Here is a 25,422-nt window from a genome sequence, read left to right as displayed (position 1 = left end):
AATCCTTATGAGTACTTTTATCTGCATTCATATAAACAAAATATTTCATCACAACACCTTCGCTTTCAACTCTACCGCCCGAATAAACTTGCCAATAATCACGGCGGTGTCGAATAATTCATCGGTAATATCAAACGGGGGGTAAAGCGGATTATCGCTTAACGCCCGAAAAATACCGGTCGGCAAACGTTGTAGGCGTTTGATATAGAGTTCGCCGTTAAGATTAAAAGCGTAAACGCCCTCGCCTACATATTCGTTGATTTTGGTATCAATAAACACTAAATCATCAGGCATTATTGTTGGTGTCATACTATCCGTTGGCACTTTAAAAAGGTAGATGCCCCCTGTTGTCGTTCGCCCCAGTAAACGTTGTACACCTTCTTCTGTGAAATAAAGGCGGGATAACACTTCAGGATAATCACTATTGATAATGCCTGTTGAATTTGCTGCTAACTGCACGTCTAATAAATCAACCCGTAAATGATGTTGTTCATCTTGCTCTCCGCTATAAAGTGAAGTGATCACTTTATCGTTAGGTTCAGGATCCCCTTCCCCTGTTTTCAGCCAATGCACGTTCACACCAAGTGCGGTCGCAATTTCAACGATATTTTTAGGCGCACGTGTTTTGCCACTCACAATATCGCTAATGGCTGGTTGACTCACTCCTACTAACTTTGAAAAAGCATTCATTGATAGCCCTTTCTCATCAAGTAAAGTTTTAAGACGGGTAGATAAATCAGACATAAATTTCTCCTTGCATATAAATTATAGGTAAACTTTGAATAAAACAATAAAATAATTCTTGCAGTTATTAAAAGTTTACCTATAATTTAATTCAAGGATAAATTATAGGTGAGGTTATAATTTAGACCATGAGTGAATCTGTCAGTAAAGCAATTGATATTTGTAAAAGTCAATCTGCATTAGCAAGAGCATGTGGAGTTAGCCAACCTACAGTAAATCTTTGGCTAAACGGTGGAAAAATGGATGTGAAATACATTCCACCCATTCTGCAAGCCACCAATTTTGAAGTGAACCCAACAGAATTGCGACCGGATGTGGATTGGGCGGTGATTTATGAAGGGTTGAAAAAGGTTTTTGAGAAGAAAGCTAAAGCGCTTTAATCCAACGAACAAAACGCTCAATTTCGTTTTTGATGTAATGGCGTTCTTTATAAGTAAACAGTGCCATCAGTAAACCAATAAACCAACGAAGGTGACCTTGCGTAAACGCATAGTTTTGTATTGTTAGCGTAGGATTATCACTCAATAAGATAAAAGTGAGGGTGGAGATGGCGGCAAAGAGAGACCAATTAATGATGAAATTTAATAATCGTTTGAACATAGCGTATATCGCAGCGTTAGTTGTTTTTCTTTCAGGTGTGTTAGTACACATTTTGGCATAACAGGAGGCATTATGGCAAACAACGTTGATGAACAATTGAGAAAGGTTTTTGAGTAGAAGAAAGGGTGTGTGTATGTGTGAGACAATTCAAGCGAGCGGTAGATTCTTTATCCGCAAAACAAAAGACGGTAAATACCGTCTTCAATTCACGTTATTTGACAATGGCGCTACTTCTGTAGAACGACTTCAAGCTCGTCAAATAATGCTTCAATCTTTTCTGCTTGATCTTCATCAAGGTCGAGATTGTTTAGATGCTGGTTCCGTATGTATTCATAATACCCGAGAAGTTCACGGTGTTGCGCATCTGTCTTGTGGTGAAGAAAAAGTTCAAGAATCCGTTCAAGCGCATAAATGCGTAGGTGACTTTGTCTGTTATCTTCAACAAGTTCATCAAATTGATCGTCGGTCATAGATTTCCTTAATGGTAAGTAAATAAACGGTGTAAGTATAACAAAAGGTGGTGAAAGTGAAAGTTAATGTGACCTGTCCTAAGTGCGGTTCGACAAATATTTTTGTGCGTACCTCTGAAAAATTATCTAAGTTAAGCACAAGAACCTTGGGCTATTGCCATGGGTGCCATGAGTGCCGTTTTAAAGTGATGAGTGAGATTGTAGAGGTCGAAACTGCAGATTTTAACCCAAATCAAAAAGCGATGATGGGAAGTAAGCCGTTAGACCAAACGGACGAACGCCAAATCGAAATCGCCACCGATTAATATTTAATTTTCCCTTTAATTTTTAACCCTTGTCGTTTGATGAAAATCAATCGACAGGATTTTTGCAACCAAAATTTAGGAGTTTGAGCAAATGATAAGCAAAAAATATACCTATGACAGCCGAAATACCCGTAAACGTGAACGGGTGAATGTGTGGCAGCTAAACCAAAAGGTGAAAGCACTGGAGCTGAAAGTGAAGGTGTTGGAACGTCATATCACACATCAAGTCGGTTTAAATGCGCAACAGGTTTTATTGAATGAATCTTTGCACGATCGTGTAGCGGAATTGGAAAAAGCGAAATGGCTTAACCCTGTGAAACGTTGGTTTAAGAAATGGGTTGATTTCGTTACGGGGAAATAAGCGAGGGGGTGTGTATGCCAATTATGCCTTATTTGAACGGTGATGAAGCGGAATGTGCTGCACAGATTTATTGCCGATTAAACAACGTTCCTGTGGAACAAATCAGCAGTTGGGCGGAAGCACGCCATGTTTCGAATAAAAGCAAATTTCGGGTGGAAGCCCATTTTGATGGTTGTTCGTCCAAAGCTAAAGCCCTTTTTCTAAAGTTTGCGAGTGATAAGGCATATATGGGCGAAGATGCTTTGTTGATCTCCGACAGAATCAATGGTTATTCAAATAGTAAGTTGAGCGATTACACCCCAATGGGGCAATTAAAAATCGCTGCTGCCCTTGAACTGATGAGCAATATTAGAAAAGAAATTGCGCCCGTACTTGTGACAAAGCGTGAGTTTTTGCAAATAGACCAAAAACGGGAGGATTAAATGGCAAAGATTATTTTTACCCCTGCGGCATTAGCCGCATCTGATTCGGCGAAGGATTACTACCAAAAAAGAGAGATTGCACAGGAAAAGCTCTTCGCTTATTACCATCACTTAGATCGTGGCGATGAAGAACAGGTTATCGCGGCATTTAATGAGTTTTTGAGATGTGGCAATGAGGCGGCAAAAGCACACCAAATTTATTTAGAAAAACATAGTGAATGGGCGAATTGGAGAGCGAATAGAAGATGATTGATGTGATTGTGGGATTGATTGTGGCGGTGTTGGGCTTAATGCTTTTGACAGCGGTGTTAAATGTCGTGTTGGGATTGTTAGCGGATTGGCTTAGTCAATATTTTTAGGGGGAAAAATGGCAGAAACAAATATTTGTATCGCATTAGATTGCGGGGCGACGTTAGAAATTATGCCAATTGGCGCACGTTTTCAAGTATTGGAAATTTTAGGTGATCAAGATAGTTGGCATGGCAAACAAAAAACCCGTGCCATTGGTGGTTTGCATAGCACAGTTTGGGGTGCGATTGAAGAAGTCCGCCGTTATGACTTGGCGCAATATGAAGTGTTGAGTTTGGAAGATTTACTTAGTGCGGTGAATTCGACCAACGCCAAAATTAAAGAATACTTTGAATTGCATAGTGAATATTTAGCCAATACGGCGATGTAAAAGGATTCAATGATGAACTGGGTAGCAGAACGTGATCTCAATCTTGCCAAGCGTGAACAGGCGATGGCTGATGCACGTGCGTTGATGATGGAAAGTGCGGTCAAAATCAACCGCACTTTAGATCAGGCAACGGCAACTAGCGCTCAAATGGCGTTATTTTCTGCTGCACCCCATCAATTTGATTATGTTGAAAAACTGCTTGCTGTTCTGCCACGCAAACGCCAACGGGAGCATTTCCGCCATGTTTGGTTGCGTGCCTTTGATTCGGTCGCTGATGATGGCTCTATCGGGTTTCAATTCGGCAACAAACAATCAGCTTATGCCAACAGTTATTTGCGTGAGATTTTAACCAAACGATTACAAGCAGTTTTTCAACATTATCACATTAGCCTTGATTGGCTGGCGGAACGGGATACTCACTCTCGTGCAGTTGCACTTTCAAAGGGTAAACACATTCCGCAGTTGCCCTTTTATTTGTTGGCTGAACACCAGTTAAAAGAAATGGCATACAAACTGGCTATGTTGTTTTCCCGTTTGCAATCTGATTTTGTCAATGAGCAAGCAGAACGCAAGGCTAAAGGGGAAATCACTGTTGATGATTTTGGCGATCTTGTGCATGAGATGTATCGCTTATGCGGTGAAGTCTGTGCGGATATTGGTTTTCCGTTTAAAAACTGGCACGCCTTTCTTGAGAACCCTTTTTTAGATGTGAACAAAATTGACAGCGATTTGCAAAAATCCGTCTGTGAAAAACATTGGTTTCGCCGGCTAAAAACGGCACAAAAACGATTAAAAGAACATGTTGAAATTGGTTGTGGTGCAGTTTCGGCAAAAGTCAGCCCTTATGTTTCGCAAAGTGCGTTGAATGATTACCGTGCACAACGTGCGGAAACCATGGCATTTCTTGAACAGATGGTGCTTGAGAATCTTGAAGATTCAACGGAACAAATGCCGTTGATTGATATGTGGAAACGTTCTTCGGGCAATCCTGCCATTCGTTTTAACGAGATGATGAACCGCTTGCGTGGCATTGATGAATGGGCGGAGGAAAACCACTATGTTTCGTTATTTTTAACCTTGACTGCACCCTCTTCTTTCCATGCGACCCATGAAAGTGGAAAAAACAATAAGAAATGGCAAGGGGCAAGCCCACGGGATACGCAACGTTACTTAAACAAAGTGTGGGCGCAGTTGCGTGCGCAATTTGCCAAACGAGATATTGGCTTTTTCGGTTTTCGTGGTGTGGAACCGCACCATGACGGCACACCACACTGGCATTTACTGATTTATGTCGCACCGGAACACAAAGAAACGGTGATTAAGTTATTCAAGAAAAAAGCACTGGAACTTGATGGTGAGGAATTTGGGGCGAAAAAACACCGTTGCAAGGTGGATGAAATCGATCCTGAAAAAGGTTCTGCTATTGGCTACATTGCGAAATATATCGCAAAAAATATCTATGCCGGCAAACAGGCAAACGAAAAATCAGATGAAGTGGAAGATTTAACCTTGCGTGAAAACGTGATGCGTGTGAGTGCATGGGCGAATCTTTGGGGCATTCGTCAATTTCAATTCTACGGCACACCGCCCATTTCGACATGGCGTGAGTTGCGCAAGATTGATGATGCCATGGCATCTTATGCCGATGATGATGTATTAGACACCGGACGTGCGGTGGCTGATGTGGGCTGTTTTGGCAGTTATTTGAATGTGCAAGGCGGTGCGATGGTGAAACGTTGCGATCAGCCGATTGGCATTGAGTATGAAGAAACCGAGCCGAATAAATACGGCGAAACAAGAAAGAAAATTGTGGGGGTGAAAAACAGATTTAGTTTAAAAACCATTATCACCAAAGTTAAAAATTGGGTGATTAAGAAAGGCGGTGTGGTTTCCACATCTGCCGATTCGGAGTCCACCGAAACAAACAAGGCGCAGCGCGCCGCTTGGACTTGTGTCAGTAACTGTAACCGTTCAAAAATCGAACAAGCAAATCAATTGATGTTGCCTATCGGTTTTCCGCTAAAACCTCGTCAAATTGATATGTTGATGAAATATGGGCGGTTACGGCTTAATGACTATCGGTGGATTTGTTGTGAAAACGACCATGTTTTCATTGAAGAAGTAAAAATTCCGTTGGCTCAAGCCTTTGGTTGGGGTGAGAGTTTGGGGGATTTTAGGTTAATTAATGAAAAGTGAGGTGAATTATGTCTTTATCTAAACAAGAATCTGCATGTATAAAAGCAAATGAACTTGAATATAAATTCTTAGAGCATTTGAAATACCATTATCAGCTACCGTTTCCACTAGAAGAATGGAATGATCCTAAAAACAAAATAACTTATGGTATTCGCCTTGCTCTAGGTCAATATTACCAAAAAGGTGCTTGTTCCGCAGGAATAAGATTTTCTGATTTTGTTCAGTGTTTGAGTAGCGATTTTTGCGGAGGAAGCCTTAAAACCGCAAGAGTATTGGGCTATTTACCTGAATATCGTAGAACATTAGCCAAAAAATACAAAATTCAGCGTGGATATGCTAATCCATCAGAATACAGCAGAAGTAGTCTTGTATTTGAATAATAATGGAGAAACGTAACAATGGTAGATTTACAACAACTTATTAAAAACATTGAGCTATGGGCGGAAGATAGAAATTTAATTGAAGGCTCTACTCCACAAAAACAATTTATTAAATTGATGGAAGAATTTGGTGAGCTTTGTTCCGGTGTGTCTAAAAACAAACCTGATGTAGTGAAAGATAGTATTGGGGATTGTTTTGTGGTGATGGTGATTTTGGCAGCCCAACGAGGTAAGAACGAAGCCTTGGTTGCTGAAGAATTAATACTGGAATCTCACAGTTTTAAAAGTGAGATTGAGGATAGCCTGCTTGATACTTTTAGATGCTTTGCTCATTTAGCCGAAGCATTAACGGAATCAGATGAAGAAAAATCGGTTGGGCTTTTGTTTGAGTTTTGTTTTACAGGATTATTAGAAGCGGCAAATTATTTTGATCTTGATTTCAAAACCTGCGTACAATCAGCATGGGAAGAAATCAAAGACCGTAAGGGAAAAATGATTGACGGGGTGTTTGTGAAAGAGGGGGATTTGTGATGGTAACAAATGAACAAGTGATGGAAAAATTAGTGGAGCTTGAAGGGTTGATTTTGGCCCAGAAGAAACAACAAGCAAAAGAATCAAAAGGCTTATGGGATATTCAAGATGTGGCGGATTATAGCGGTTTTAGCTATCGCCACACTTACGGCAATATTATTTCTGATCCAAAGTTTCCTGCTCCGGTCAATCTACAATCACGCACCGGAGGAAAATGTAAAACCCTTTTTGTGAAAGATGAAGTGATTGAATTTTTCGTAAAAAATAAAAAGAAAAAGCATAGAATCTAAAGAGAAGGCATTGGAAACAATGCCTTTATTTTTTAATCAAGCATCTTGGCAATTTCTGACATATTCGGTGCGTAATAGGTGTTAAGTAAGATTTTTAGATCACGATGACCACTGATTTTTGCCAAGGTCATCACTTCCACTTTTTTTGATAGACGGGTCAGCGCATCTCGTCTTGTATCGTGAAAATGTAAGTCCACATCATTTAATCCCGCCTTTATTTTTAACTTTCGGAATAAAGAACCAAGCACACTTACCTTTAAACCAAATACCGTTGATTCATCCTCAGCTCGTTGCATTCTCTCAATAATTTTAATTGCCTTCTGTGTAAGCGGCACTGTTCGGGAGTGGCCGTTTTTAGTGAGAGGTAGAAAAGCCGTGCGATCAGTTAGATTTACATTTTCCCACGTTAGTGAACATATTTCTCCGGCTCGCATAGCCGTTTCTAACGCAAATAAAAACGCAGCTCCAACAGCGGCATATTTTGTTTTTGGTTCTTCATCAAAAGTAAATCCTGATGCTTCAACAAGCGCATTGATTTCTTGTTTAGTATAGCAACGGGTACGGGCTTTCGGTTGTTCGGGTTTATCTAAGCCATAAAGTGGATTTTTTTCAATATATCCCCATTTTACTGCTTGGGTTAATACAGCTGAAATTGCAATACGTTCACGTAGTACGCTTGCTGATGATACTTCAGATAGTCGTTTATTCTGCCATTCTCTTAAATCCTGTTGGCTTAACTCGTCCATTGCTACTTGCCCTAATGAGGTATCGCAAATTCTAAATAGTCGTAGTTTTTCCTCACGTGCTCCGCGTTTTTTGACCGTATATTCTTTGATGTATCGATCGATAACTTGAGAAAATGTTGTGTTTGCTAATGGGTTGTAATTGGCTAACTCAATTTCTTTTTCTAGCGAGGCGGCCCATTTTTGGGCTTCTGATTTTGTTTCAAATTCAGCAGATTTACTTACGCCTTTTTTACGCACTTGCGCACGCCATTTGTTGTTTCTTTTGGTAAAAGTTGCCATGTTTAGTCTTCTATTTTTTGGTGCAAAGTTTGGTGCAAAAGAATTGTAAAGCAGATCATAAACAATGATCGCTTATACATTAAATAACTGTATTTTAATACAGCAAATAGCAAAATAGAAGTTATTTGTGGTGATATAAGATATTGAAAAATAAGGTGTATTTTAGAAAAGTAAAAACCCAATGCAAAGCATTGGGTTTTATGTTGTGGTGCTCTGGGCGAGACTTGAACTCGCACGACCTGTGGTCACTACCCCCTCAAGATAGCGTGTCTACCAATTCCACCACCAGAGCGTTAAATTTATCTATTTTAATTTATTGTGGGATATCATTGTTCTTATTATCTACCACTGGCGCAACGTTTTGCTGTTGAATCTGTTCAGCGGCCTGTGATAAATCATCAAATGTACCTTTTTCTACATTACCTCGATGAGAGTTTAAATTACCTAACACAAGTGCAATGACGAAAAATGCTGTTGCCAAAATTGCACTGGTACGGGTTAAAAAGTTACCGGCACCGGCTGATCCAAACATTGTACCTGATGCACCGCCACCAAAAGATGCACCTGCGTTCGCCCCTTTACCTTGTTGGACTAGAATGAATCCAATCAAGGCGATGGAGATAACGACATAAATAAATAGAAGAACCTGATACATTTTTCCCACTCTAGATTGCGTATCACGCAAGAAAACTGGGGCGGATAATATAAACATTTCATCTTTTTCGCAAGTTTTTTTTCTTATTTATTGTTCAATTGTATCAAGTTTAATCAACTTATTTTCCAATATGGTATTATTCCGTTTTTTTGACCGCTCTTTTTCTCGGTTTTTCTGAAGTTTGGCTTATTTGGCTTAACTGCCTCAAGGCATTAAAATCAACAAAACGCACTAAATCCGGCAACATTTGATTCACCCCATACATAAATTGTTGGTAGGTAGCTTGCTTTTGGCTAATATCAGTGAGCTGTGCTTCCCAATGTGCCGTCATATCCGGTTGGGTAGCAATATCCGGCAAAGCTTGAATCAAAATTCTCCCTGTTTCCGTACTATGAATATTACGTCCTTTTTTAGTTAAAAAACCCCGTTTAAAGAGTAATTCAATAATACCTGCCCGAGTTGCTTCTGTACCTAATCCATCGGTTTCCCGCAGAATTTTTTTCAATTCTTTGTCTTGAACAAAACGGGCAATCCCCGTCATCGCTGAAAGCAAGGTTGCATCAGTAAAAGGTTTTGGCGGTTGCGTTTTTTTACTGAGGATTTCACCCCGTTCACAATGCAAAATTTGCCCTTTTTTCACGATCGGTAACAACGGCTCTTGGTTTTCCGTTTCATCTTCTTTACCGAGCAATTCTTTCCAACCTGCTTTTTGTAAATTTCGTGCTTGAGCAATGAATGTGCCGCCGGCAATATTTAATGTGATTTTACTTTTACGATATTCCGCATCAGGACAAAATTGCATTAAATATTGGCGAGCAATAAGCTCATAAATATGACGTTCTTCTTTGGTTAAATTCACCACACGACTTTTCACTGTAGGAATAATTGCGTGGTGCGCTTCCACTTTTTTATCATTCCAACAACGATTTTTTTGGTCTATATCCACCACATCCGGCAAGGTTTGATAGGTTTCACTATGAACAGAAATCGCTTTCAATACTTGGTGACGTTCGGAAAAATGTTCTTCCGGCAAATGACGATTATCCGAACGAGGATAAGTAATCAGACGGTGGGTTTCATACAATCGCTGACAAATATCCAACACCGCTTGTGCCGACATCCCAAAACGTTTCGCCGCATCAATTTGTAAGGCTGATAAAGAATAAGGCAAGGGGGCAGTTTCTTTCTCTCGCACGTCTTTATAATCCGTCACTTCCGCCGGCTGTTCGGTAATACGTTTTACCACATTTTCTGCTAAGGCTTTAGAAAGCACACGCCCGTCTTCATCTTGATAATCTTCGCACGCCTTGCTGGGTTGCCATAAAGCACTGAAAAGTGCGGTCGATTTTTCTGGTGTTTTTTCCCTCTGACTTTCCGGATTGATCCATGCCAGCACTTCATAGAAATCTTTCGGCTGAAAATGTTCGATGTCTAAATCTCGGCGTACAATCAAGCCCAGCACCGGGGTTTGTACTCTCCCCACAGAAAGCACACCATTATAGCCTGCCTGACGACCACGAATGGTGTAAGCCCTTGTCATATTAATGCCATAAAGCCAATCGGCACGCGACCTTGCCAAGGCTGAGGTGGAGAGCGGAATAAAATTGCGGTTCGGCTGTAATTTGTTAACCGCTTTTTCCACCGCACTGGGATTGAGATCGCTGATTAAGCAACGTTGGATCTTATCACGCTTTTCTGCACTCAACTTTGCATAGCTAAACACCTCATCCACCAAAAGCTGCCCTTCTCGATCCGGGTCGCCCGCATTGATTAATTCGTCCGCTTGATGAATAAGTTTTTCCACCACCGAAAGCTGTTTTTTTGCCTCTTTACGTGGTAAAAGTTGCCATTTTTCAGGAATAATGGGTAAATGCTCTAATCGCCATTGTTTAAATTTAGGATCATAAACATCGGGCTCTGCTTGTTCCAACAAATGCCCCACACACCAAGTCACCACGTCTTTATCGCCACACTTAATAAAGCCATCACCACGCTGATGCGGTTTAGGCAACACATCGGCAATAGCTCGAGCTAAACTGGGTTTTTCGGCGATAAATAAACGCATAAGAAAAGATTAGTCAATTTGACGGCGACCAAGGAAAGAATGGGTCAGTGTGGTGCCATCAACCGTTTCAAGTTCCCCCCCCACAGGGATACCATGGGCAATACGGCTCACTTTAATATTGTGTTGACGGCAAATTTCCGCAATATAATTCGCCGTGGCATCACCCTCTACGGTAGGATTGGTGGCAAGGATCACTTCATGAAAAGATTCCTCTATCAAGCGTTTTTGCAATAAATCCAAACCAATTTCACGAGGCCCAATGCCATCAAGTGGCGACAAATGCCCCATCAACACAAAATATCGACCGGAAAATTGCCCTGTTTGCTCAATGGCTTGAATATCCGCTGGCATTTCCACCACACAAAGCAAACCGGAATTTTGACGGCGCGGATTATTGCAAATATTACACACTTCTTCTTCCGTGAAATCACGACAATGAGAACAATGCCCAATTTTAGACATCGCCTCGGTGAGCGCTCGTGCTAAATTCATTCCACCACTGCGATTGCGTTGCAGAAGATGATATGCCATACGCTGTGCAGATTTTGGCCCTACGCCCGGCAAACAACGGAGATTATCAATGAGATGTTCTAAAAGTGGACTGCTTTGCATAATGATAAATGAAAAGACAATAGGAGCTCGTGCGTGAACCCCTCTTCACGCACCAAACAATTAAAAAGGAAACTTCATTCCCGGCGGTAATGGCATACCGGCAGTGACCGAGGCCATTTTTTCTTTTTGTAATTCTTCCGCACGACGTACCGCATCGTTGAATGCAGCAGCAATTAAATCTTCCAACATCTCTTTATCGTCTTCCATTAAAGAAGGATCGATATCAATGCGGCGACAATTATGCGCACCGTTAATGGTGATTTTCACCAGTCCTGCACCTGATTCGCCGGTTACTTCAAGTTGTGCGATTTCTTCCTGCATTTTCTGCATTTTTTCTTGCATCTGTTGCGCTTGTTTCATCAAACCGCCCAAACCGCCTTTTCCAAACATAATATTATCCTTTTAAGTCAAAAAATTAGGCGCATTCTAGCGAAAAAATTTGCCTTTGGAAACAGAGAAATTTATTATTCGGCTTTTTAGAATTTTGAGGAAAGCAGCGAACTTTATGGAATTCCGTTACTACATTATTTTTGCCATAGCGATTATCAGCTTACAATTATTTATCACGATTTTTAACCGCACATTGAATTGGCTTTTTGATGGAAAACTCTCGCCAAAAGGCAAAAAATATCTGGCATTCATCGCTTTTGGCATACCCAATGCGCTTTTAATTGGACAGCTCCTGCAACTTTTTATGGCGGCGCGTATTATCGCTTTTATTCTCGCCTTATTGCTTTTTTCAGCCTTTGTCAACATCGGCATTGTGATCATTCATTTTCTTTTCAGCAAAACAAAAATCATAGCAAAAATCGACCGCACTTTACGCCTTTCCTATCCTTTCGCCTTGGCTGGATTACTCGGATTAAGCATTTACAACGCCTATGTCCCACATCTTGTACATTATGAAATCACATTGGATAAGCCCATAAAACCGCTGAGAATTGGTGTGGCAAGCGATTTACACCTAGGCACATTATTTGGCGGGAAAGCCCTAGATAAACTGGCACAAATAATGGATGAACAAAAAGTCGATTTAATCCTGCTCCCCGGCGATATTATGGACGATAATGTGACCGCCTATTTAGCAGAAAATATGCGTCCACATTTAGAAAAACTTCGTGCGCCATTAGGGGTTTATGCCACCCTAGGCAACCACGATTTTTTTGGACACCAAGAAGAAATTACCGCAGAAATCCGCCAAGCCGGCATTATCCTATTAAAGGATCAAGTGGCAACCATTAATGACGAACTGGTTTTAATCGGACGAAATGACGATCTCGAAAAAAATCGTCCAAGTACAGAAACATTATTAAACCAAGCCAAGCCGGACTTACCGATTATCGTCCTCGACCACCGCCCTTCCGAAGTGGAAATCCATTCAACATTGCCTTTTGATTTACAGGTTTCCGGCCACACCCACAAGGGGCAAATTTTTCCGGCGAATCTCATCACCGCCCTCACCTACCGCATTGATTATGGCTTAGAAAAAATCGGCAAACCCTATTTTATGGTGACATCAGGCTATGGATTCTGGGGCATTCCAATGCGTTTGGGATCACAATCGGAAGTGGTCATTGTTGATATGAAAGGGAAATAAAGTGCGGTCAAAAATGGGGATGTTTTCATCCCCGTTTCAATTTCTTAATTTTGTAATTTTCTGAGTAACTCGAGCTCACGCTCTAAACCATGAATAATCTTGTCTTTTTGTAGTAATAATTCATCTTTGTGTGTCACCATTAATTGTAATTGTTGAATCGCTTTTTCTAAATTCTCATTCCCCACTGCAAATAAGAAATGATTAGAATTATTTGAATTTGTAGAACCACTTGAGGAATTATTAAAATAAACTTTCTCGTTTTCCCCAAAAGCCAACAATTCACAAATATCCATCTCAAAGACTTCTGAAATTTGTTCCAAACGGGGTAAAGTCGAACGCACTTCGCCCCGCTCAATTTTGGCATACCCCGTTACCGACATTCCTAATTTCTCCGCCATACTTTCTTGTGATAAACGATGTTTCTCGCGTAATTGACGAATCTTTTCATTAATTTTCATATTCTACCCTCGCAAGGTAAAAGCCACCTTAACAAGGTGGCTTACTGTACCTGTTGGTTAATTGTACACAAATTAACGGAAAATTATAATTTTTTTGTTTTTTTAATCACACAATTATTTGAGGAAACCAAAATGAAACTAAAAACTCTCTCAGTTGCAACTGCGCTTTTATTGGCATTAACCGGATGTGGAAGTAGTGGCAGCAGTGGCGGTTCTACACCAACAAATAAACCAACCGCTCAAAATACACAAAAGCAAGTAGCGGACGCTAAGAAAGCTGAAGAAGCTCGCAAAGCTGAAGAAGCCCTTAAAGCTGAAGAAGCTCGTAAAGACGAGGAAGCCCGCAAAGCTGAAGAAGCTCGCTTAGCTGAAGAAACTCGTAAAGCTGAAGAAGCTCGCTTAGCCGAAGAAACCCGTAAAGCTGAAGAAGCTCGCTTAGCCGAAGAAACCCGTAAAGCTGAAGAAGCTCGCTTAGCCGAAGAAGCCCGTAAAGCTGAAGAAGCCATTGCCCTAAAAAAATCTGAATTATTTGATGTTGCAAAAAGCATTGGCTTACCAGACAACATTGCAAATGAATATGCCGAAAGATTTTCTAAGAATCCAGAGCAATTAATGGGAAATGGTGTCAGTGAAAGTTATTTACGCGGTAGTTATTTATATGATTATTTGAAAGAGATCATTTTAAATGAGGGGCTATCTGATTACGAAGCAAATGAAATTATTCAAACAGTTAATTCAAATTGGAGTGGAACAGGTAATTTAGTAGAGAAAGCTAAACAAGAGATTGAAATATTTAAACAAAATAAGGTTAAAAAAGATGCCTTGATTCAACTTGCAAATGAAGCTGGTTTAATGAATGCTGAACAATTTGCTAGTGATAACCTAAATAATGATGAACAGACTGTCCAAGCTAATTTAGATACTGCCATTATCAATGAAGCTAAAGGTGCATATAGCGATCTTGAACAAAGAAAAGTTGTTGCAGCAAGTATTGGACTCAAACAAAATACGATCTTTTCCTCATCAGGTATGATTCAAAATAATTATGAATATGGTACGCTTGTTTATAATCAAAAATACTCTGTAGTAACAGGAGATTATGAAAATGGCTATCAAAATATCAACGGAACAAATTATCGTGTTGATTCAATGAATGTATCAGCAAAAGGATTAGAAACCAAGGTAGATGCAATCCCATCTGAAGGAAGTGCAACTTATACTGGTAAGGCTTTTGTATCCGATCGTTACACTGGAGATTTATCATATAACGTTAATTTTGCAGACAAAAAAGGTTCAGGCTCAATTAGTAACTTAGGTATTTATACTGATATTGAATTAGCGGAAAGTACGATTAATGGCAATGGAATCGCTGGTATTGCCCGTCAAGATTCTAATGAAGGTAATTATTCATTAAGCTTCTTTGGTAAAAATGCGGAAGAAATTGCTGGTGAAGCCTCAGTTGTTGGTAAGACAATCGGCTTTGGCGGCACACGCGGTGAAATCCAAAAATAAACCTTTCCTTTAAACAAAATGCCGTTTAATCCCAATTTAAACGGCATTTTGTTCCATTATATATCGTGACACAAATTTAATTTTTTGATCTGTAGGGACACACTGCGTGTGTCCGTTATAAAATCGAATTATTTCAATATGTTATAAGCGGACACACGCAGTGTGTCCCTACTATTTATTATGAAAAAATTTGCTTATTTTCTACCGCTTGTCCCCCTTATTTCTCAAGCTGAAACCATTCATACACCTAAACCAATTTTCTTTGAAGAAACAAATGTGCCGAAAACCGAGGAGCCTCAGCTAAAAACACCGCAAAAATCCACCGCACTTTCTATGCCTCAAATTGCATTGAATGAAAGGGATTCAGTGCAAACAAAACTAGAAAAGTTGATTAACTATGGCGTAGTAAATCAACAATGGCGATTATTAAAACGATTATTACCGTTCTATCAAGAACAAGCCCATTATGATGTGACTCTTTACCGCTACGCTAAAGGGGCAATGTTACGTGCCGAACGAAAATATCCTGAAGCGATTTCCCTTTATCAACAGATCGTGAATGAAAATCCCACACTGGCTTACCCACGTTTCGATTTGGGTGTAATGCTGTTTGAAAACAAACAATATCGTCAAGCGAAAGCCGAAATTGAACGGGCGATGCCTGATTTATCGCCACAAATGAACGACTTAGCTCAACGCTACCTACAAGAAATGGAAAAACGCCAAAACTGGCAGGTGGAGGCTGAATTGCAATACACGCGAACGGACAATGTGAATAATGCCTCCGCTCAACAGGATATTATGCTTGGTGAGCTTCGTTTTCAAAAAGATAAAGACTCGCTACCACAGAAAGCACACGGTTTCCGTTATGGCATAGGGCTAAATCGTGAAGTGAATGTTGCAAAAAATCATTTTTTTGCCTTCAATAGTTATTTTAACGGCGTACATTATTGGGATAATCAAGATTATAGCGAAAAATCTTTGTATGCGGCGTTAGGTTATCGTTACCGTTCAGCCTTACAATCGTTCGGCGTTATGCCATTTTTTGAACAAAATTGGTTAGGTTCACCACGTTATAGTAAAAACTATGGCGTGACCGCAACTTTTCATCAAGAATTGACCGCACTTTGGTCGATTTCAGGCACGCTTTCCCATACACAAAAACGCTACGCCGAAACCAATGTGGCACGCCGACATAATGGTTACATTAACGGTGCGACCCTTTCATTCAATTATCAAGCTAAACCGAATTGGTTGATATTTGGTGGTATTGAAGGGAGCCTCGATCAAAGTAAAGATAAAGCGGAATCTTCACTCCGCCGAGGGTTTAATATCGGCACAATATGGCAAATCAAGGATTTTGCGATGCGTTTAAGCGGACGCTATGTAAAACGTGATTTTCGAGCGGAAAATTTTTATTTCCCGATGAAAAAACGGCAAGACAAGGAATATAGCATATATGTAGCGGTTTGGCATAACCAGTTGCAATGGAGAGGGTTTATCCCGAAATTGAATTATCGCTATCGCAAAATCGACAGTAACATTCCTGAGTTTTATTCACGTAAAAGTGGTGAATTATTTCTTTCTATTGAGAAAAATTTCTAAAAAGTGCGGTCAAAAATGGGGATGTTTTCATCCCCTTTTTGTTTAGTAAAACTCAATGCCTTCAATGCTATTGGTAACTCTTGTACCGGCTTCGCCTTTGACAATACGTTCAATATCGTTTAGCGAGCCAATAACCGCCTCTTTACCGGTGGCTTTTACGAAATTGATCACTGCCCTCACTTTTGGTCCCATAGAACCCGGTGCAAATTCTGAAGCAAGCACTTCTAAAGCCTGAGTGTTTGCTTTGGCGATTTGTTTTTGATTCGGCTGGTTGAAATTCACGCAAGCTGCGGGAACGTCGGTGGCAATGATAAATAAATCCGCCTCTAATTCTTGAGAAATCACGGCAGTGCATAAATCTTTATCTACCACGGCTTCAACGCCTTGTAGTTCCCCTTTCTCATTATAATAGCTTGGTATGCCACCACCGCCGCCACAAATGACAATGTTACGATTGGCTAATAAAGCTTTCACTGAATCGATTCCTGTGACGGATTTTGGTAAAGGGCTTGGTACAGCACGGCGATAATATTGCCCATCTGCCATCACTGCCCAGCCTTTTTCTGCAGCCAGTTTTTCCGCTTCTTCTTTGGCATAAACCTGTCCAATAGGTTTGCTTGGTTTTTCAAATGCAGGATCTTTCGGATCAACAATCACTTGATTTAATACGGTAATCGTTGGCGTATGCGGCAACAGATTGGTTAATTCTTGTTGCAACATATAGCCTATCATTCCTACTGTTTGCGAAACCAGCACATCGAGCGGATAGGGTTCAATTTTAGGATCTTGGGCATAATAGGCGACGTGCTGTAATGCGAGCAGGCCAACCTGAGGGCCATTGCCATGGGAAATCACTAATTCATTTTCTTGTTTAATTTTCGCTAACTGTTCTGCCGCAATACGAATATTCGCAGACTGATTTTGAGCCGTCATCGGCTCTCCTCTTTTTAATAAGGCGTTTCCACCCAATGCAACAACAATTCTCATTTTGCTTTCCTTTTTAGTTGATAAAAAAATAGCACCGTTATATTGACGATGCTATAAACTCATTATGCCAGACTTGCCACCATGACGGCTTTGATGGTATGCATTCTGTTTTCCGCTTGCTCAAATGCCACATTTGCCGGTGATTCAAATACCTCCTCAGTCACCTCAATACCATTTGCCAGTTGCGGATATTTTGCCGCAATTTCTTTCCCTACTTTGGTTTCACTGTTGTGGAATGCCGGTAAGCAGTGCATAAATTTAACTTTTGGATTGCCAGTGCGTTTCATTAATTCCGGCGTGACTTGGTAAGACATTAACATCTCAATTCGTTCCGCCCAAGCCTCAAGCGGTTCTCCCATCGAAACCCATACATCCGTATGCACAAAATCAACACCTTTCACTGCGGTATCAATATCTTCGGTAACCGTAATTCTTGCACCGGATTGCTCTGCAAACTCTTGGCACATTTTCACTAACGACTCTTCCGGTAATAAGGCTTTCGGTGCACAAATACGTACATCCATACCTAATTTTGCACCAATTAATAATAGAGAGTTCCCCATATTATTACGTGCATCACCAATGTACACATAGCTGATTTGGCTCAATGGTTTCTCACAGTTTTCAATCATTGTAAGAACATCTGCAAGCATTTGGGTTGGGTGAAATTCATCGGTTAAACCGTTAAATACCGGCACCCCTGCATATTGCGCTAATTCGTTCACAATGGATTGCTTAAAACCACGGTATTCAATGGCATCATACATTCTGCCTAATACACGTGCGGTGTCTTTCATTGATTCTTTATGCCCAATTTGTGATGAAACGGGATCAATATAAGTGATGTGTGCTCCTTGATCATAAGCTGCCACTTCAAAAGCACATCGTGTTCGGGTTGACGTTTTCTCAAAAATAAGTGCGATATTTTTTCCGGTTAAGCGAGGCTGCTCTGTGCCGGCATATTTTGCCCTTTTTAAATCTCTCGCCAAATCTAACAAAAATCGAATTTCTCGCTCAGTATGGTTCACTAAGCTCAATAAATGTCTATTTTTAAGATTAAACGCCACGATTTGCTCCTTACTTATGTGTTAAAAAATCGGAGCATTCTAGCAAAGCAATCGTTTGCGTTCAAGATTTACGGGATAAAAATAACACAAGAGTGAAGATAGAAAGAAGAGAGGAAAAGTGCGGTAAAAAAATGGGGAGATTTTGCCCTCCCCACTTTTACTATTTAACTATGTACAAACAATTTTTACCGCTAATCCACCTTGTGAGGTTTCACGGTATTTTGCATTCATATCTTTGCCTGTTTCGTACATGGTTTCGATCACTTTATCAAGTGTAACCCGTGGATTGGTAGTACGGCGCAATGCCATACGAGCCGCATTAATCGCTTTCACTGAAGCGATGGCATTACGTTCAATACAAGGGACTTGAACCTGTCCGCCAACCGGATCACAAGTTAAGCCAAGGTTATGTTCCATGGCAATTTCTGCCGCAATGCACACTTGCATTGGATTGCCACCAAGAATTTCTGTTAATCCGGCTGCCGCCATAGAACAAGCAACCCCCACTTCACCTTGACACCCTACTTCAGCACCGGAAATCGAGGCATTCATTTTATAAAGCGAGCCGATCATCCCCGCAGCCAATAAATAACGCTCAACAGTTTCCTGAGTTAAAGGTGAAATAAATTTATCATAATAAGCCAGTACCGCCGGAATAATGCCACAGGCACCATTTGTTGGTGCTGTCACCACCCGTCCGCCTGCCGCATTTTCTTCATTCACTGCAAGAGCAAACATATTTACCCAATCAATAACACGCATAGGATCATTGGATAAATTCGTGTTCGCCTCTAACATTCGATATAAGGAAGCGGCACGGCGAGGTACACGTAATGGTCCCGGTAAAATGCCTTCTGTGTGTAATCCGTGATCAATACAGGCTTTCATAGCTTTCCACACATTATCTAAATGTGCACTCACGGCTTCTTTTCCATGTAATGCCATTTCATTTTCAAGCATCACCGTTGAGAACATTAAGCCGTTTTCGCTACAATGCTTTAAAATATCTTCTGCATTTTTATAAGGATAAGGCACGCTAACAGGGCTTTCTTCTTCCTGCCCAAAATGCGCTTCATCCACGATGAAACCTCCACCAATGGAATAATAAGTTTGGCGGTAAAGTTCCTTACGATCGGCATCTAGAGCAGTGATCATCATCCCATTTTCATGTAATTTCAAAAAAGTACTGTGAAACACAAGATTATTTTCAAAATCAAATTTCACCGTTTTTTTGCCCTGATCGATAGGCAATTCTGCGGTTTCTTTTACTTTTTCGATAAAACGTGGAATGAGATCGATATCAACATCATGTGGTAAATAACCGGCAAGCCCCATAATAATCGCAATATCGGTATTATGCCCACGCCCCGTCATTGAAAGAGAGCCATACACATCAACATGAATTTCTGAGGTTTGCTCAAATTGTCCCCGTTCAATTAAATCATCGACAAATTGCTTACCCGCCTTCATCGGCCCCACTGTGTGGGAACTGGAAGGCCCAATTCCCACTTTAAACATATCAAATACGCTAATCATAAATTTCTCGTTAATAAGCTAAACAAAAAAGCCGCTTATAATAATCCATATACAACCGCAGAGATAGCTATTAATCCCATAATAGTCACAAATACATTACTAAAACGACCTTGATAACGTTTCATTGCCGGAACTTTACGGATCGCATACATTGGCATAATAAATAGGATCATCGCAATAATTGGACCACCAAGCGATTCAATTAAGCCTAAAATACTCGGGTTGATAATTGCCACGCCCCATAGCGTTAATAAAAAGAAAAGTGCGGTCGCATAATTTAATTTTTTGCGGTTAACCGATTCACCTTTCATTTTTAAATATAAACCTTCCAAACCTTCACGTGCCCCTAAGTAATGGCCAAAGAAAGAACTGGTAATCGCCAAAAATGCAACTAATGGTCCAAAGTAAGAAATATAAGGGTTATCAAATTTATTCGCCAAGAAAGACAAAATACTGATATTTTGTGCTTTTGCCGCTAATAATTCTTCCGGTGTTAACGTTAATACACAACTAAATACAAAGAACATAACGAAGAAAAGCAAAATGGTTGATGTGCCTTTTTCAGTATGCCCAATGTGACGTTCGGTGTTGTCAAATTCTTTATATTCACGATATTGTGAACAGGTAAAAGAAGAAATTGCCGGAGAGTGGTTGAAAGAGAAGACTAAAACCGGAATAGTAACCCATAATGTTGTAACGAAACCGCCAACAGTGGGCATTTCACTCAGCATTGCACCATTCCATTCAGGAATGAGGTAAATGGACATAGCAAATAAAATAAGGACGAGCGGATAAACCAACCACTCTGTAATTTTCAACATCACTTTTTCATTAAAAAGCATCACCGAAATTAATAACGCAATTAATACCAAAGAGAGTAAGGCACGGTTAGGTGATGCCATCCCCAATTGATTCACAATAAAAGAATCAACCGTATTGGTGATGCCGTTACCGTAAATTAATAAAATCGGGAAAATCGCAAAAAAGTAAAGTAAGGTAATCAATTTACCGGCCGTTTTACCGAAATGTTCTTCCACAACTTCAGTGATGTCACTGCCCGGTTTCTTAGAAGAAAGCACAAAATATGCCAATCCTCGGTGAGCAAAATAGGTCATAGGACCGACTAAAATCGCCATCACGACAAGCGGCCAAAACCCGCCCATTCCCGCATTAATTGGTAAAAATAGCACGCCGGCTCCCACTGCCGTGCCAAATAAATTTAACATCCATGCAGCATCAAATTTGTTCCATTTGATTTTTTTCATAATAAACACCTTAGAAAAGATAAAAAGTACAGATTAAATTTCAATCTTTCAGGAAATCTCCTGATAAATTTCGCGCGCATAATATGCCTTAATGCAATGAAATACAAAGAAATGTTTTTAGAAATGTGATCGAGATAACGGTTTTTTAAACATTAAATAACAGAATCTTTATCTAGATCAAAGAGCGGTTAAAAAAACATCTTATTTTTTAACCGCCCTTACGAGGAGAATCAGGCATTTTCAATTGAAAAGGAAAGCACATCTTTGATAGATGATGCATTTAATGCAATCATAACTAAGCGATCAACTCCTAGTGCTACACCTGATGTATTTGGAATACCGGCTTGTAATGCCCCAAGAAAACGTTCATCAATTGCTCTTATCGGTAACCCCACTTTTTGCCGCTGGCGATTATCTTGCTCAAAACGGCGTCTTTGCTCATTTACATCGGTTAATTCATGGAAACCATTGGCAAGTTCCAAGCCTTTGTAATAGAACTCAAACCGCTCTGCGACACGTTGATCTTCCATGCTTAATTGCGCCAGTGCCGCTTGTGAGGAAGGAAAATGATAAACCGCAACCGGTGCTTCTTGCCCAATTTGAGGTTCTACCACTTCACTAAATAAAAACTGCAATAAAGTATCACGATCTTCGTCCTCTTCAGCCATAAAATTATGCTGACGAGCCGCTTCCACTAATTCTTTGCGACTGGCAGAAAGCGGATCAAGCCCAACATATTCTTGAAATGCAAATTGATAGCTCATACTTTCCGCCGGTTTACAATCAAGAATTTGTTGAAGTAAATCATCTACTTCATTAATTAGGCGGTACATATCAAAATGCGGTCGATACCATTCCAACATGGTAAATTCCGGATTATGACGATTACCTGCTTCTTCATTACGAAATACCTTACTAATTTGAAAGATAGGTCCGCTCCCTGCGGCCAATAAACGTTTCATATGGTATTCAGGGCTGGTTGAAAGCCACAGTGTTTTTGATAATTCATCAAAAGGTGCAATAAATTCTGTACTAAAAGTGGAAAGATGAAGATCTGTTACCCCAAATTCACTTAATACCGGCGTTTCTACTTCAAGTAAACCGCGATCAGTAAAAAAGCGCCGAATATCAGCAATAATTTTTGCTCGGGCAAGTAAGTTTTCAATGGAGGCTGAGGGCTGCCATAAAGGAGATTCAAGTGAAAGTGCGGTCATTTTTTCTCTATTTTTTATATTCCTATTATTAATTCGCCCATTGTAAACGAGGCAATTTATCAACTCAACTGTCAGTCTGATTATCGTTAAAACGCACATCAAATAAAAACCCTTCTCATTTGATTTACTTAGAAAAATTAACTTTTTTGAGGTAGATCACAAAATGAGTAATTTCTCTAAAATTCCACTCAAAAAAAGGTTATTAATTTGTAAAAAAATGGCACAATGCCCTATCCCTTTCGGGTGTTTTATTTTTTACTTTCTATAGATTGGAGGATATCGTGCAAACAGTTAATGTCGATATTGCGATTGTTGGTGCAGGTGGTGGCGGTTTACGGGCAGCAATTGCAGCAGCGGAAGCAAATCCTAACTTAAAAATTGCATTAGTTTCAAAAGTGTATCCTATGCGTAGCCACACGGTGGCAGCAGAGGGAGGAGCAGCAGCCGTTATCAAAGAAGAAGATTCTTATGATAAACACTTCCAAGATACCGTAGCAGGCGGTGACTGGCTATGCGAACAAGATGTGGTGGAATATTTTGTTGAACATTCTCCGGTGGAAATGACCCAGTTAGAGCGTTGGGGTTGTCCATGGAGTCGTAAAACAGACGGTGATGTCAATGTACGCCGTTTTGGTGGGATGAAAATTGAGCGTACTTGGTTTGCGGCGGATAAAACCGGTTTCCACCTATTACACACCCTTTTCCAAACCTCGATCCAATACCCTCAAATTCAACGTTTTGATGAACACTTTGTACTGGATATTTTAGTGGATGATGGTCATGCTCGCGGTATGGTTGCAATGAACATGATGGAAGGGACGCTTGTTCAAATTAATGCCAATGCAGTTGTGATTGCAACCGGTGGTGGTTGTCGTGCATTTAAATTCAATACTAATGGCGGTATTGTAACCGGTGATGGTTTATCTATGGCATATCGTCACGGCGTACCACTACGTGATATGGAATTTGTACAATATCACCCAACGGGCTTACCAAATACCGGTATTTTAATGACTGAAGGTTGTCGAGGTGAAGGCGGTATCTTAGTCAATAAAGATGGCTACCGTTATCTTCAAGATTATGGTCTTGGCCCAGAGACCCCAATCGGCAAACCTGAAAACAAATATATGGAATTAGGGCCACGTGATAAAGTTTCTCAGGCTTTCTGGCAGGAATGGAAAAAAGGCAATACTCTAAAAACAGCAAAAGGCGTAGATGTTGTCCACCTTGATTTACGTCACCTTGGTGAAAAATATTTGCATGAACGTCTTCCATTTATCTGTGAATTAGCAAGTGCATACGAAGGGGTAAATCCTGTCAATGAACCAATTCCTGTACGCCCTGTTGTTCACTACACTATGGGGGGTATTGAGGTCGATTTTAACAGTGAAACCCGCATTAAAGGTTTATTTGCCGTTGGCGAATGTGCATCTTCAGGCTTACACGGTGCAAACCGCTTAGGCTCTAACTCATTAGCAGAACTTGTAGTACTTGGTCGTGTCGCCGGTGAATATGCCGCACAACGTGCTGTTGAAGCACAACCTGCAAATCAAAGTGCCGTTGATGCTCAAGCTAAAGACATCGTTGCCCGTTTAGAGGCCCTTCACAAACAAGAAGGAAACGAATCTTGGTCTGATATTCGTGATGAAATGGGGACGGTGATGGAAGAAGGTTGTGGTATTTACCGTGATCAAGCAAGTATGCAAAAAGCCGTAGATAAAATTGCGGAATTAAAAGAACGCTATAAACGTATTCGTGTTGCTGATAACTCAAGTGTATTCAATACAGATGTACTTTATACCGTTGAGTTAGGTTACATCCTTGATGTGGCACAATCTATCGCTAATTCGGCTATCGAACGTAAAGAATCTCGTGGGGCACATCAACGCTTAGATTACACCGAACGTGATGATGTCAATTATTTAAAACACACCCTTGCTTTCTACAATGAGAACGGAGCACCACGTATTGAATACAGTCCGGTAAAAATCACTAAATCTCAACCTGCAAAACGTGTTTACGGTGCGGAAGCAGAAGCTCAAGAGGCGGCTGCGAAAGCTAAGGAGCAAGCAAATGGCTAATTCACCAGTAATGAATGTGGAAGTTTTACGCTACAATCCTGAAAGCGATCAAGAGCCACATTTAAGCACTTATCAAGTGCCTTATGACAACCAAACGTCCTTACTTGATGCGTTAGGTTATATTAAAGATAAGCTTGAACCATCTCTTTCTTACCGTTGGTCTTGTCGCATGGCAATCTGTGGTTCTTGTGGAATGATGGTTAATAATAAGCCAAAACTGGCATGTAAAACTTTTTTACGTGATTACAGCGGTCATATGCGTATTGAACCATTGGCAAACTTCCCGATTGAACGTGATTTGGTGGTAGATTTAAGCCACTTTATTGAAAGTTTAGAAGCGATCAAACCATATATTATTGGCAATGAGGCTCCACCATTAGATGGCAAACCACATCCATCGGCAGAACTTGCGAAAAGCCGTACGAAACAAACTCCGGCACAACTTGAAAAATACCGCACTTTCTCAATGTGTATTAACTGTGGTTTATGTTATGCCGCTTGTCCACAATTCGGTTTAAACCCTGAATTCTTAGGACCTGCAGCGATCACTATGGCACATCGTTATAATCTTGATAACCGTGACCATGGAAAAGCACAACGTATGCCATTGTTAAACGGTAAAAACGGGGTGTGGAGCTGTACTTTCGTTGGTTATTGTTCTGAAGTCTGTCCAAAACACGTGGATCCGGCTTCCGCAATCAACCAAGGTAAAGTGGAAAGTGCCAAAGATTATGTGATCTCTATGATAAAACCAAAAGGCTAAGG

29 protein-coding genes and 1 tRNA gene are annotated in these 25,422 nt (G+C 40.5%); 16 read left to right on the top strand and 14 right to left on the bottom strand.

Annotated features, from left to right (window positions below; genetic code table 11):
* Positions 1-48 precede the first annotated feature (48 nt).
* The gene (locus tag E4T92_RS08345) at positions 49-744 is read right to left on the bottom strand and encodes a helix-turn-helix transcriptional regulator (protein ID WP_135094236.1); all 696 of its coding nucleotides are present in this window, start codon (positions 742-744) and stop codon (positions 49-51) included.
* A 128-nt stretch (positions 745-872) separates the two neighbouring features.
* Between E4T92_RS08345 and E4T92_RS08340 the strand changes: the two genes are divergently transcribed.
* Entirely contained in the window at positions 873-1,124 is a 252-nt protein-coding gene (locus tag E4T92_RS08340; protein WP_135094235.1) for a helix-turn-helix domain-containing protein, read from the top strand.
* Here the strand turns inward: E4T92_RS08340 and E4T92_RS08335 are convergent.
* Positions 1,111-1,344, bottom strand: a complete 234-nt coding sequence (locus E4T92_RS08335) for a hypothetical protein (RefSeq protein ID WP_059365745.1) — start codon at positions 1,342-1,344, stop codon at positions 1,111-1,113. The two genes, E4T92_RS08340 and E4T92_RS08335, sit on opposite strands and share 14 nt — an antisense overlap.
* A 133-nt stretch (positions 1,345-1,477) precedes the next feature.
* Between E4T92_RS08335 and E4T92_RS08330 the strand changes: the two genes are divergently transcribed.
* The 10 genes from E4T92_RS08330 (at position 1,478) to E4T92_RS08285 (ending at position 6,978) form a co-directional block, all read left to right on the top strand.
* Positions 1,478-1,816 carry a hypothetical protein gene (locus E4T92_RS08330; protein ID WP_135094234.1) on the top strand — a complete coding sequence of 113 codons (339 nt, stop codon included), beginning with the start codon at positions 1,478-1,480 and terminating at the stop codon, positions 1,814-1,816.
* A 54-nt stretch (positions 1,817-1,870) separates the two neighbouring features.
* A complete protein-coding gene (locus tag E4T92_RS08325; protein ID WP_135094233.1) occupies positions 1,871-2,119 on the top strand; it encodes a hypothetical protein in 249 nt (82 codons plus the stop codon).
* A gap of 91 nt (positions 2,120-2,210) precedes the next feature.
* On the top strand, positions 2,211-2,480 hold the full coding sequence (locus E4T92_RS08320; RefSeq protein WP_135094232.1) for a hypothetical protein: 270 nt from the start codon (positions 2,211-2,213) through the stop codon (positions 2,478-2,480).
* A gap of 14 nt (positions 2,481-2,494) precedes the next feature.
* Positions 2,495-2,902 carry a hypothetical protein gene (locus E4T92_RS08315; RefSeq protein ID WP_135094231.1) on the top strand — a complete coding sequence of 136 codons (408 nt, stop codon included), beginning with the start codon at positions 2,495-2,497 and terminating at the stop codon, positions 2,900-2,902.
* Positions 2,903-3,151: a hypothetical protein gene (locus E4T92_RS08310; RefSeq protein WP_135094230.1), complete on the top strand. Its 249-nt coding sequence runs from the start codon at positions 2,903-2,905 to the stop codon at positions 3,149-3,151.
* A gap of 118 nt (positions 3,152-3,269) precedes the next feature.
* Positions 3,270-3,581, top strand: a complete 312-nt coding sequence (locus E4T92_RS08305; protein ID WP_077473851.1) for a hypothetical protein — start codon at positions 3,270-3,272, stop codon at positions 3,579-3,581.
* 9 nt (positions 3,582-3,590) lie between these two features.
* Entirely contained in the window at positions 3,591-5,777 is a 2,187-nt protein-coding gene (locus E4T92_RS08300) for a replication endonuclease (protein ID WP_135094229.1), read from the top strand.
* Positions 5,778-5,785: 8 nt separating this feature from the next.
* A complete protein-coding gene (locus tag E4T92_RS08295) occupies positions 5,786-6,157 on the top strand; it encodes a hypothetical protein (protein ID WP_077540643.1) in 372 nt (123 codons plus the stop codon).
* Between the two features lie 18 nt (positions 6,158-6,175).
* Positions 6,176-6,688: a MazG-like family protein gene (locus tag E4T92_RS08290; protein WP_135094228.1), complete on the top strand. Its 513-nt coding sequence runs from the start codon at positions 6,176-6,178 to the stop codon at positions 6,686-6,688.
* On the top strand, positions 6,688-6,978 hold the full coding sequence (locus tag E4T92_RS08285; protein WP_135094248.1) for a hypothetical protein: 291 nt from the start codon (positions 6,688-6,690) through the stop codon (positions 6,976-6,978). The genes E4T92_RS08290 and E4T92_RS08285 overlap by 1 nt, the downstream gene beginning before the upstream one ends.
* A gap of 32 nt (positions 6,979-7,010) precedes the next feature.
* Here the strand turns inward: E4T92_RS08285 and E4T92_RS08280 are convergent, their stop codons facing one another.
* The 6 genes from E4T92_RS08280 to E4T92_RS08255 form a co-directional block, all read right to left on the bottom strand.
* On the bottom strand, positions 7,011-8,003 hold the full coding sequence (locus tag E4T92_RS08280; RefSeq protein ID WP_135094227.1) for a site-specific integrase: 993 nt from the start codon (positions 8,001-8,003) through the stop codon (positions 7,011-7,013).
* A 206-nt stretch (positions 8,004-8,209) separates the two neighbouring features.
* Positions 8,210-8,295 (bottom strand) — tRNA-Leu (locus tag E4T92_RS08275).
* 21 nt (positions 8,296-8,316) lie between these two features.
* Complete coding sequence (gene secG, locus E4T92_RS08270) at positions 8,317-8,658, bottom strand: preprotein translocase subunit SecG (RefSeq protein ID WP_077542132.1); 342 nt, start codon at positions 8,656-8,658, stop codon at positions 8,317-8,319.
* Between the two features lie 136 nt (positions 8,659-8,794).
* A complete protein-coding gene (locus tag E4T92_RS08265; RefSeq protein ID WP_135094226.1) occupies positions 8,795-10,723 on the bottom strand; it encodes a DNA topoisomerase III in 1,929 nt (642 codons plus the stop codon).
* Between the two features lie 9 nt (positions 10,724-10,732).
* Entirely contained in the window at positions 10,733-11,335 is a 603-nt protein-coding gene (gene recR, locus E4T92_RS08260) for a recombination mediator RecR (protein WP_135094225.1), read from the bottom strand.
* A 60-nt stretch (positions 11,336-11,395) separates the two neighbouring features.
* The gene (locus E4T92_RS08255; protein WP_005629464.1) at positions 11,396-11,725 is read right to left on the bottom strand and encodes a YbaB/EbfC family nucleoid-associated protein; all 330 of its coding nucleotides are present in this window, start codon (positions 11,723-11,725) and stop codon (positions 11,396-11,398) included.
* A gap of 115 nt (positions 11,726-11,840) precedes the next feature.
* Here E4T92_RS08255 and E4T92_RS08250 point away from each other — a divergent pair, with 115 nt between their 5' ends.
* Positions 11,841-12,932: a metallophosphoesterase gene (locus E4T92_RS08250; RefSeq protein ID WP_135094224.1), complete on the top strand. Its 1,092-nt coding sequence runs from the start codon at positions 11,841-11,843 to the stop codon at positions 12,930-12,932.
* Positions 12,933-12,976: 44 nt separating this feature from the next.
* On the opposite strand, the gene E4T92_RS08245 is transcribed toward E4T92_RS08250, so the two are convergent.
* Positions 12,977-13,390, bottom strand: a complete 414-nt coding sequence (locus tag E4T92_RS08245) for a helix-turn-helix transcriptional regulator (RefSeq protein ID WP_077542128.1) — start codon at positions 13,388-13,390, stop codon at positions 12,977-12,979.
* 132 nt (positions 13,391-13,522) lie between these two features.
* Here E4T92_RS08245 and E4T92_RS08240 point away from each other — a divergent pair, with 132 nt between their 5' ends.
* Positions 13,523-14,902: a factor H binding protein domain-containing protein gene (locus E4T92_RS08240; protein ID WP_135094223.1), complete on the top strand. Its 1,380-nt coding sequence runs from the start codon at positions 13,523-13,525 to the stop codon at positions 14,900-14,902.
* Positions 14,903-15,082: 180 nt separating this feature from the next.
* A complete protein-coding gene (locus E4T92_RS08235) occupies positions 15,083-16,507 on the top strand; it encodes a porin family protein (RefSeq protein ID WP_135094222.1) in 1,425 nt (474 codons plus the stop codon).
* A 42-nt stretch (positions 16,508-16,549) separates the two neighbouring features.
* On the opposite strand, the gene arcC is transcribed toward E4T92_RS08235, so the two are convergent.
* From arcC to epmA, 5 genes are all read right to left on the bottom strand, one after another.
* Positions 16,550-17,494, bottom strand: a complete 945-nt coding sequence (arcC, locus tag E4T92_RS08230; protein WP_135094221.1) for a carbamate kinase — start codon at positions 17,492-17,494, stop codon at positions 16,550-16,552.
* Between the two features lie 62 nt (positions 17,495-17,556).
* Positions 17,557-18,561 carry an ornithine carbamoyltransferase gene (locus E4T92_RS08225; protein WP_135094220.1) on the bottom strand — a complete coding sequence of 335 codons (1,005 nt, stop codon included), beginning with the start codon at positions 18,559-18,561 and terminating at the stop codon, positions 17,557-17,559.
* A 168-nt stretch (positions 18,562-18,729) separates the two neighbouring features.
* A complete protein-coding gene (locus tag E4T92_RS08220; protein ID WP_077542123.1) occupies positions 18,730-20,097 on the bottom strand; it encodes an L-serine ammonia-lyase in 1,368 nt (455 codons plus the stop codon).
* A 35-nt stretch (positions 20,098-20,132) separates the two neighbouring features.
* Positions 20,133-21,362: an HAAAP family serine/threonine permease gene (locus E4T92_RS08215; protein WP_077542122.1), complete on the bottom strand. Its 1,230-nt coding sequence runs from the start codon at positions 21,360-21,362 to the stop codon at positions 20,133-20,135.
* A gap of 230 nt (positions 21,363-21,592) precedes the next feature.
* Positions 21,593-22,576: an elongation factor P--(R)-beta-lysine ligase gene (gene epmA / locus E4T92_RS08210; RefSeq protein WP_135094219.1), complete on the bottom strand. Its 984-nt coding sequence runs from the start codon at positions 22,574-22,576 to the stop codon at positions 21,593-21,595.
* Between the two features lie 281 nt (positions 22,577-22,857).
* Here epmA and frdA point away from each other — a divergent pair, with 281 nt between their 5' ends.
* Both frdA and E4T92_RS08200 read left to right on the top strand, forming a co-directional pair.
* Positions 22,858-24,657, top strand: coding sequence for a fumarate reductase (quinol) flavoprotein subunit (gene frdA, locus E4T92_RS08205; RefSeq protein ID WP_077542120.1), 1,800 nt, complete (start codon positions 22,858-22,860; stop codon positions 24,655-24,657).
* Positions 24,650-25,420: a succinate dehydrogenase/fumarate reductase iron-sulfur subunit gene (locus E4T92_RS08200; protein ID WP_077542119.1), complete on the top strand. Its 771-nt coding sequence runs from the start codon at positions 24,650-24,652 to the stop codon at positions 25,418-25,420. Before frdA ends, E4T92_RS08200 begins: the two co-directional genes overlap by 8 nt.
* The last annotated feature ends 2 nt before the right edge of the window (positions 25,421-25,422 follow it).

The organism is Pasteurella sp. WM03, from assembly GCF_004570945.1.
In the GTDB taxonomy this organism is placed as follows: domain Bacteria; phylum Pseudomonadota; class Gammaproteobacteria; order Enterobacterales; family Pasteurellaceae; genus Rodentibacter.
The sequence above is the reverse complement of the archived record's forward strand: the minus strand, read 5'-3'. Positions and strand labels throughout refer to the sequence as shown.

Coding starts and splice junctions, on each gene's coding strand:
- E4T92_RS08245 (WP_077542128.1), bottom strand. CDS start 13,390: ATGAAAATTAATGAAAAGATTCGTCAATTACGCGAGAAACATCGTTTA.
- E4T92_RS08345 (WP_135094236.1), bottom strand. CDS start 744: ATGTCTGATTTATCTACCCGTCTTAAAACTTTACTTGATGAGAAAGGG.
- arcC (WP_135094221.1), bottom strand. CDS start 17,494: ATGAGAATTGTTGTTGCATTGGGTGGAAACGCCTTATTAAAAAGAGGA.
- E4T92_RS08250 (WP_135094224.1), top strand. CDS start 11,841: ATGGAATTCCGTTACTACATTATTTTTGCCATAGCGATTATCAGCTTA.
- E4T92_RS08295 (WP_077540643.1), top strand. CDS start 5,786: ATGTCTTTATCTAAACAAGAATCTGCATGTATAAAAGCAAATGAACTT.
- E4T92_RS08310 (WP_135094230.1), top strand. CDS start 2,903: ATGGCAAAGATTATTTTTACCCCTGCGGCATTAGCCGCATCTGATTCG.
- E4T92_RS08285 (WP_135094248.1), top strand. CDS start 6,688: ATGGTAACAAATGAACAAGTGATGGAAAAATTAGTGGAGCTTGAAGGG.
- E4T92_RS08215 (WP_077542122.1), bottom strand. CDS start 21,362: ATGAAAAAAATCAAATGGAACAAATTTGATGCTGCATGGATGTTAAAT.
- E4T92_RS08235 (WP_135094222.1), top strand. CDS start 15,083: ATGAAAAAATTTGCTTATTTTCTACCGCTTGTCCCCCTTATTTCTCAA.
- E4T92_RS08315 (WP_135094231.1), top strand. CDS start 2,495: ATGCCAATTATGCCTTATTTGAACGGTGATGAAGCGGAATGTGCTGCA.
- E4T92_RS08265 (WP_135094226.1), bottom strand. CDS start 10,723: ATGCGTTTATTTATCGCCGAAAAACCCAGTTTAGCTCGAGCTATTGCC.
- E4T92_RS08255 (WP_005629464.1), bottom strand. CDS start 11,725: ATGTTTGGAAAAGGCGGTTTGGGCGGTTTGATGAAACAAGCGCAACAG.
- secG (WP_077542132.1), bottom strand. CDS start 8,658: ATGTATCAGGTTCTTCTATTTATTTATGTCGTTATCTCCATCGCCTTG.
- E4T92_RS08240 (WP_135094223.1), top strand. CDS start 13,523: ATGAAACTAAAAACTCTCTCAGTTGCAACTGCGCTTTTATTGGCATTA.
- E4T92_RS08300 (WP_135094229.1), top strand. CDS start 3,591: ATGATGAACTGGGTAGCAGAACGTGATCTCAATCTTGCCAAGCGTGAA.
- E4T92_RS08220 (WP_077542123.1), bottom strand. CDS start 20,097: ATGATTAGCGTATTTGATATGTTTAAAGTGGGAATTGGGCCTTCCAGT.
- recR (WP_135094225.1), bottom strand. CDS start 11,335: ATGCAAAGCAGTCCACTTTTAGAACATCTCATTGATAATCTCCGTTGT.
- E4T92_RS08340 (WP_135094235.1), top strand. CDS start 873: ATGAGTGAATCTGTCAGTAAAGCAATTGATATTTGTAAAAGTCAATCT.
- E4T92_RS08335 (WP_059365745.1), bottom strand. CDS start 1,344: ATGTTCAAACGATTATTAAATTTCATCATTAATTGGTCTCTCTTTGCC.
- E4T92_RS08305 (WP_077473851.1), top strand. CDS start 3,270: ATGGCAGAAACAAATATTTGTATCGCATTAGATTGCGGGGCGACGTTA.
- epmA (WP_135094219.1), bottom strand. CDS start 22,576: ATGACCGCACTTTCACTTGAATCTCCTTTATGGCAGCCCTCAGCCTCC.
- E4T92_RS08200 (WP_077542119.1), top strand. CDS start 24,650: ATGGCTAATTCACCAGTAATGAATGTGGAAGTTTTACGCTACAATCCT.
- E4T92_RS08290 (WP_135094228.1), top strand. CDS start 6,176: ATGGTAGATTTACAACAACTTATTAAAAACATTGAGCTATGGGCGGAA.
- E4T92_RS08330 (WP_135094234.1), top strand. CDS start 1,478: ATGTGTGAGACAATTCAAGCGAGCGGTAGATTCTTTATCCGCAAAACA.
- E4T92_RS08280 (WP_135094227.1), bottom strand. CDS start 8,003: ATGGCAACTTTTACCAAAAGAAACAACAAATGGCGTGCGCAAGTGCGT.
- E4T92_RS08320 (WP_135094232.1), top strand. CDS start 2,211: ATGATAAGCAAAAAATATACCTATGACAGCCGAAATACCCGTAAACGT.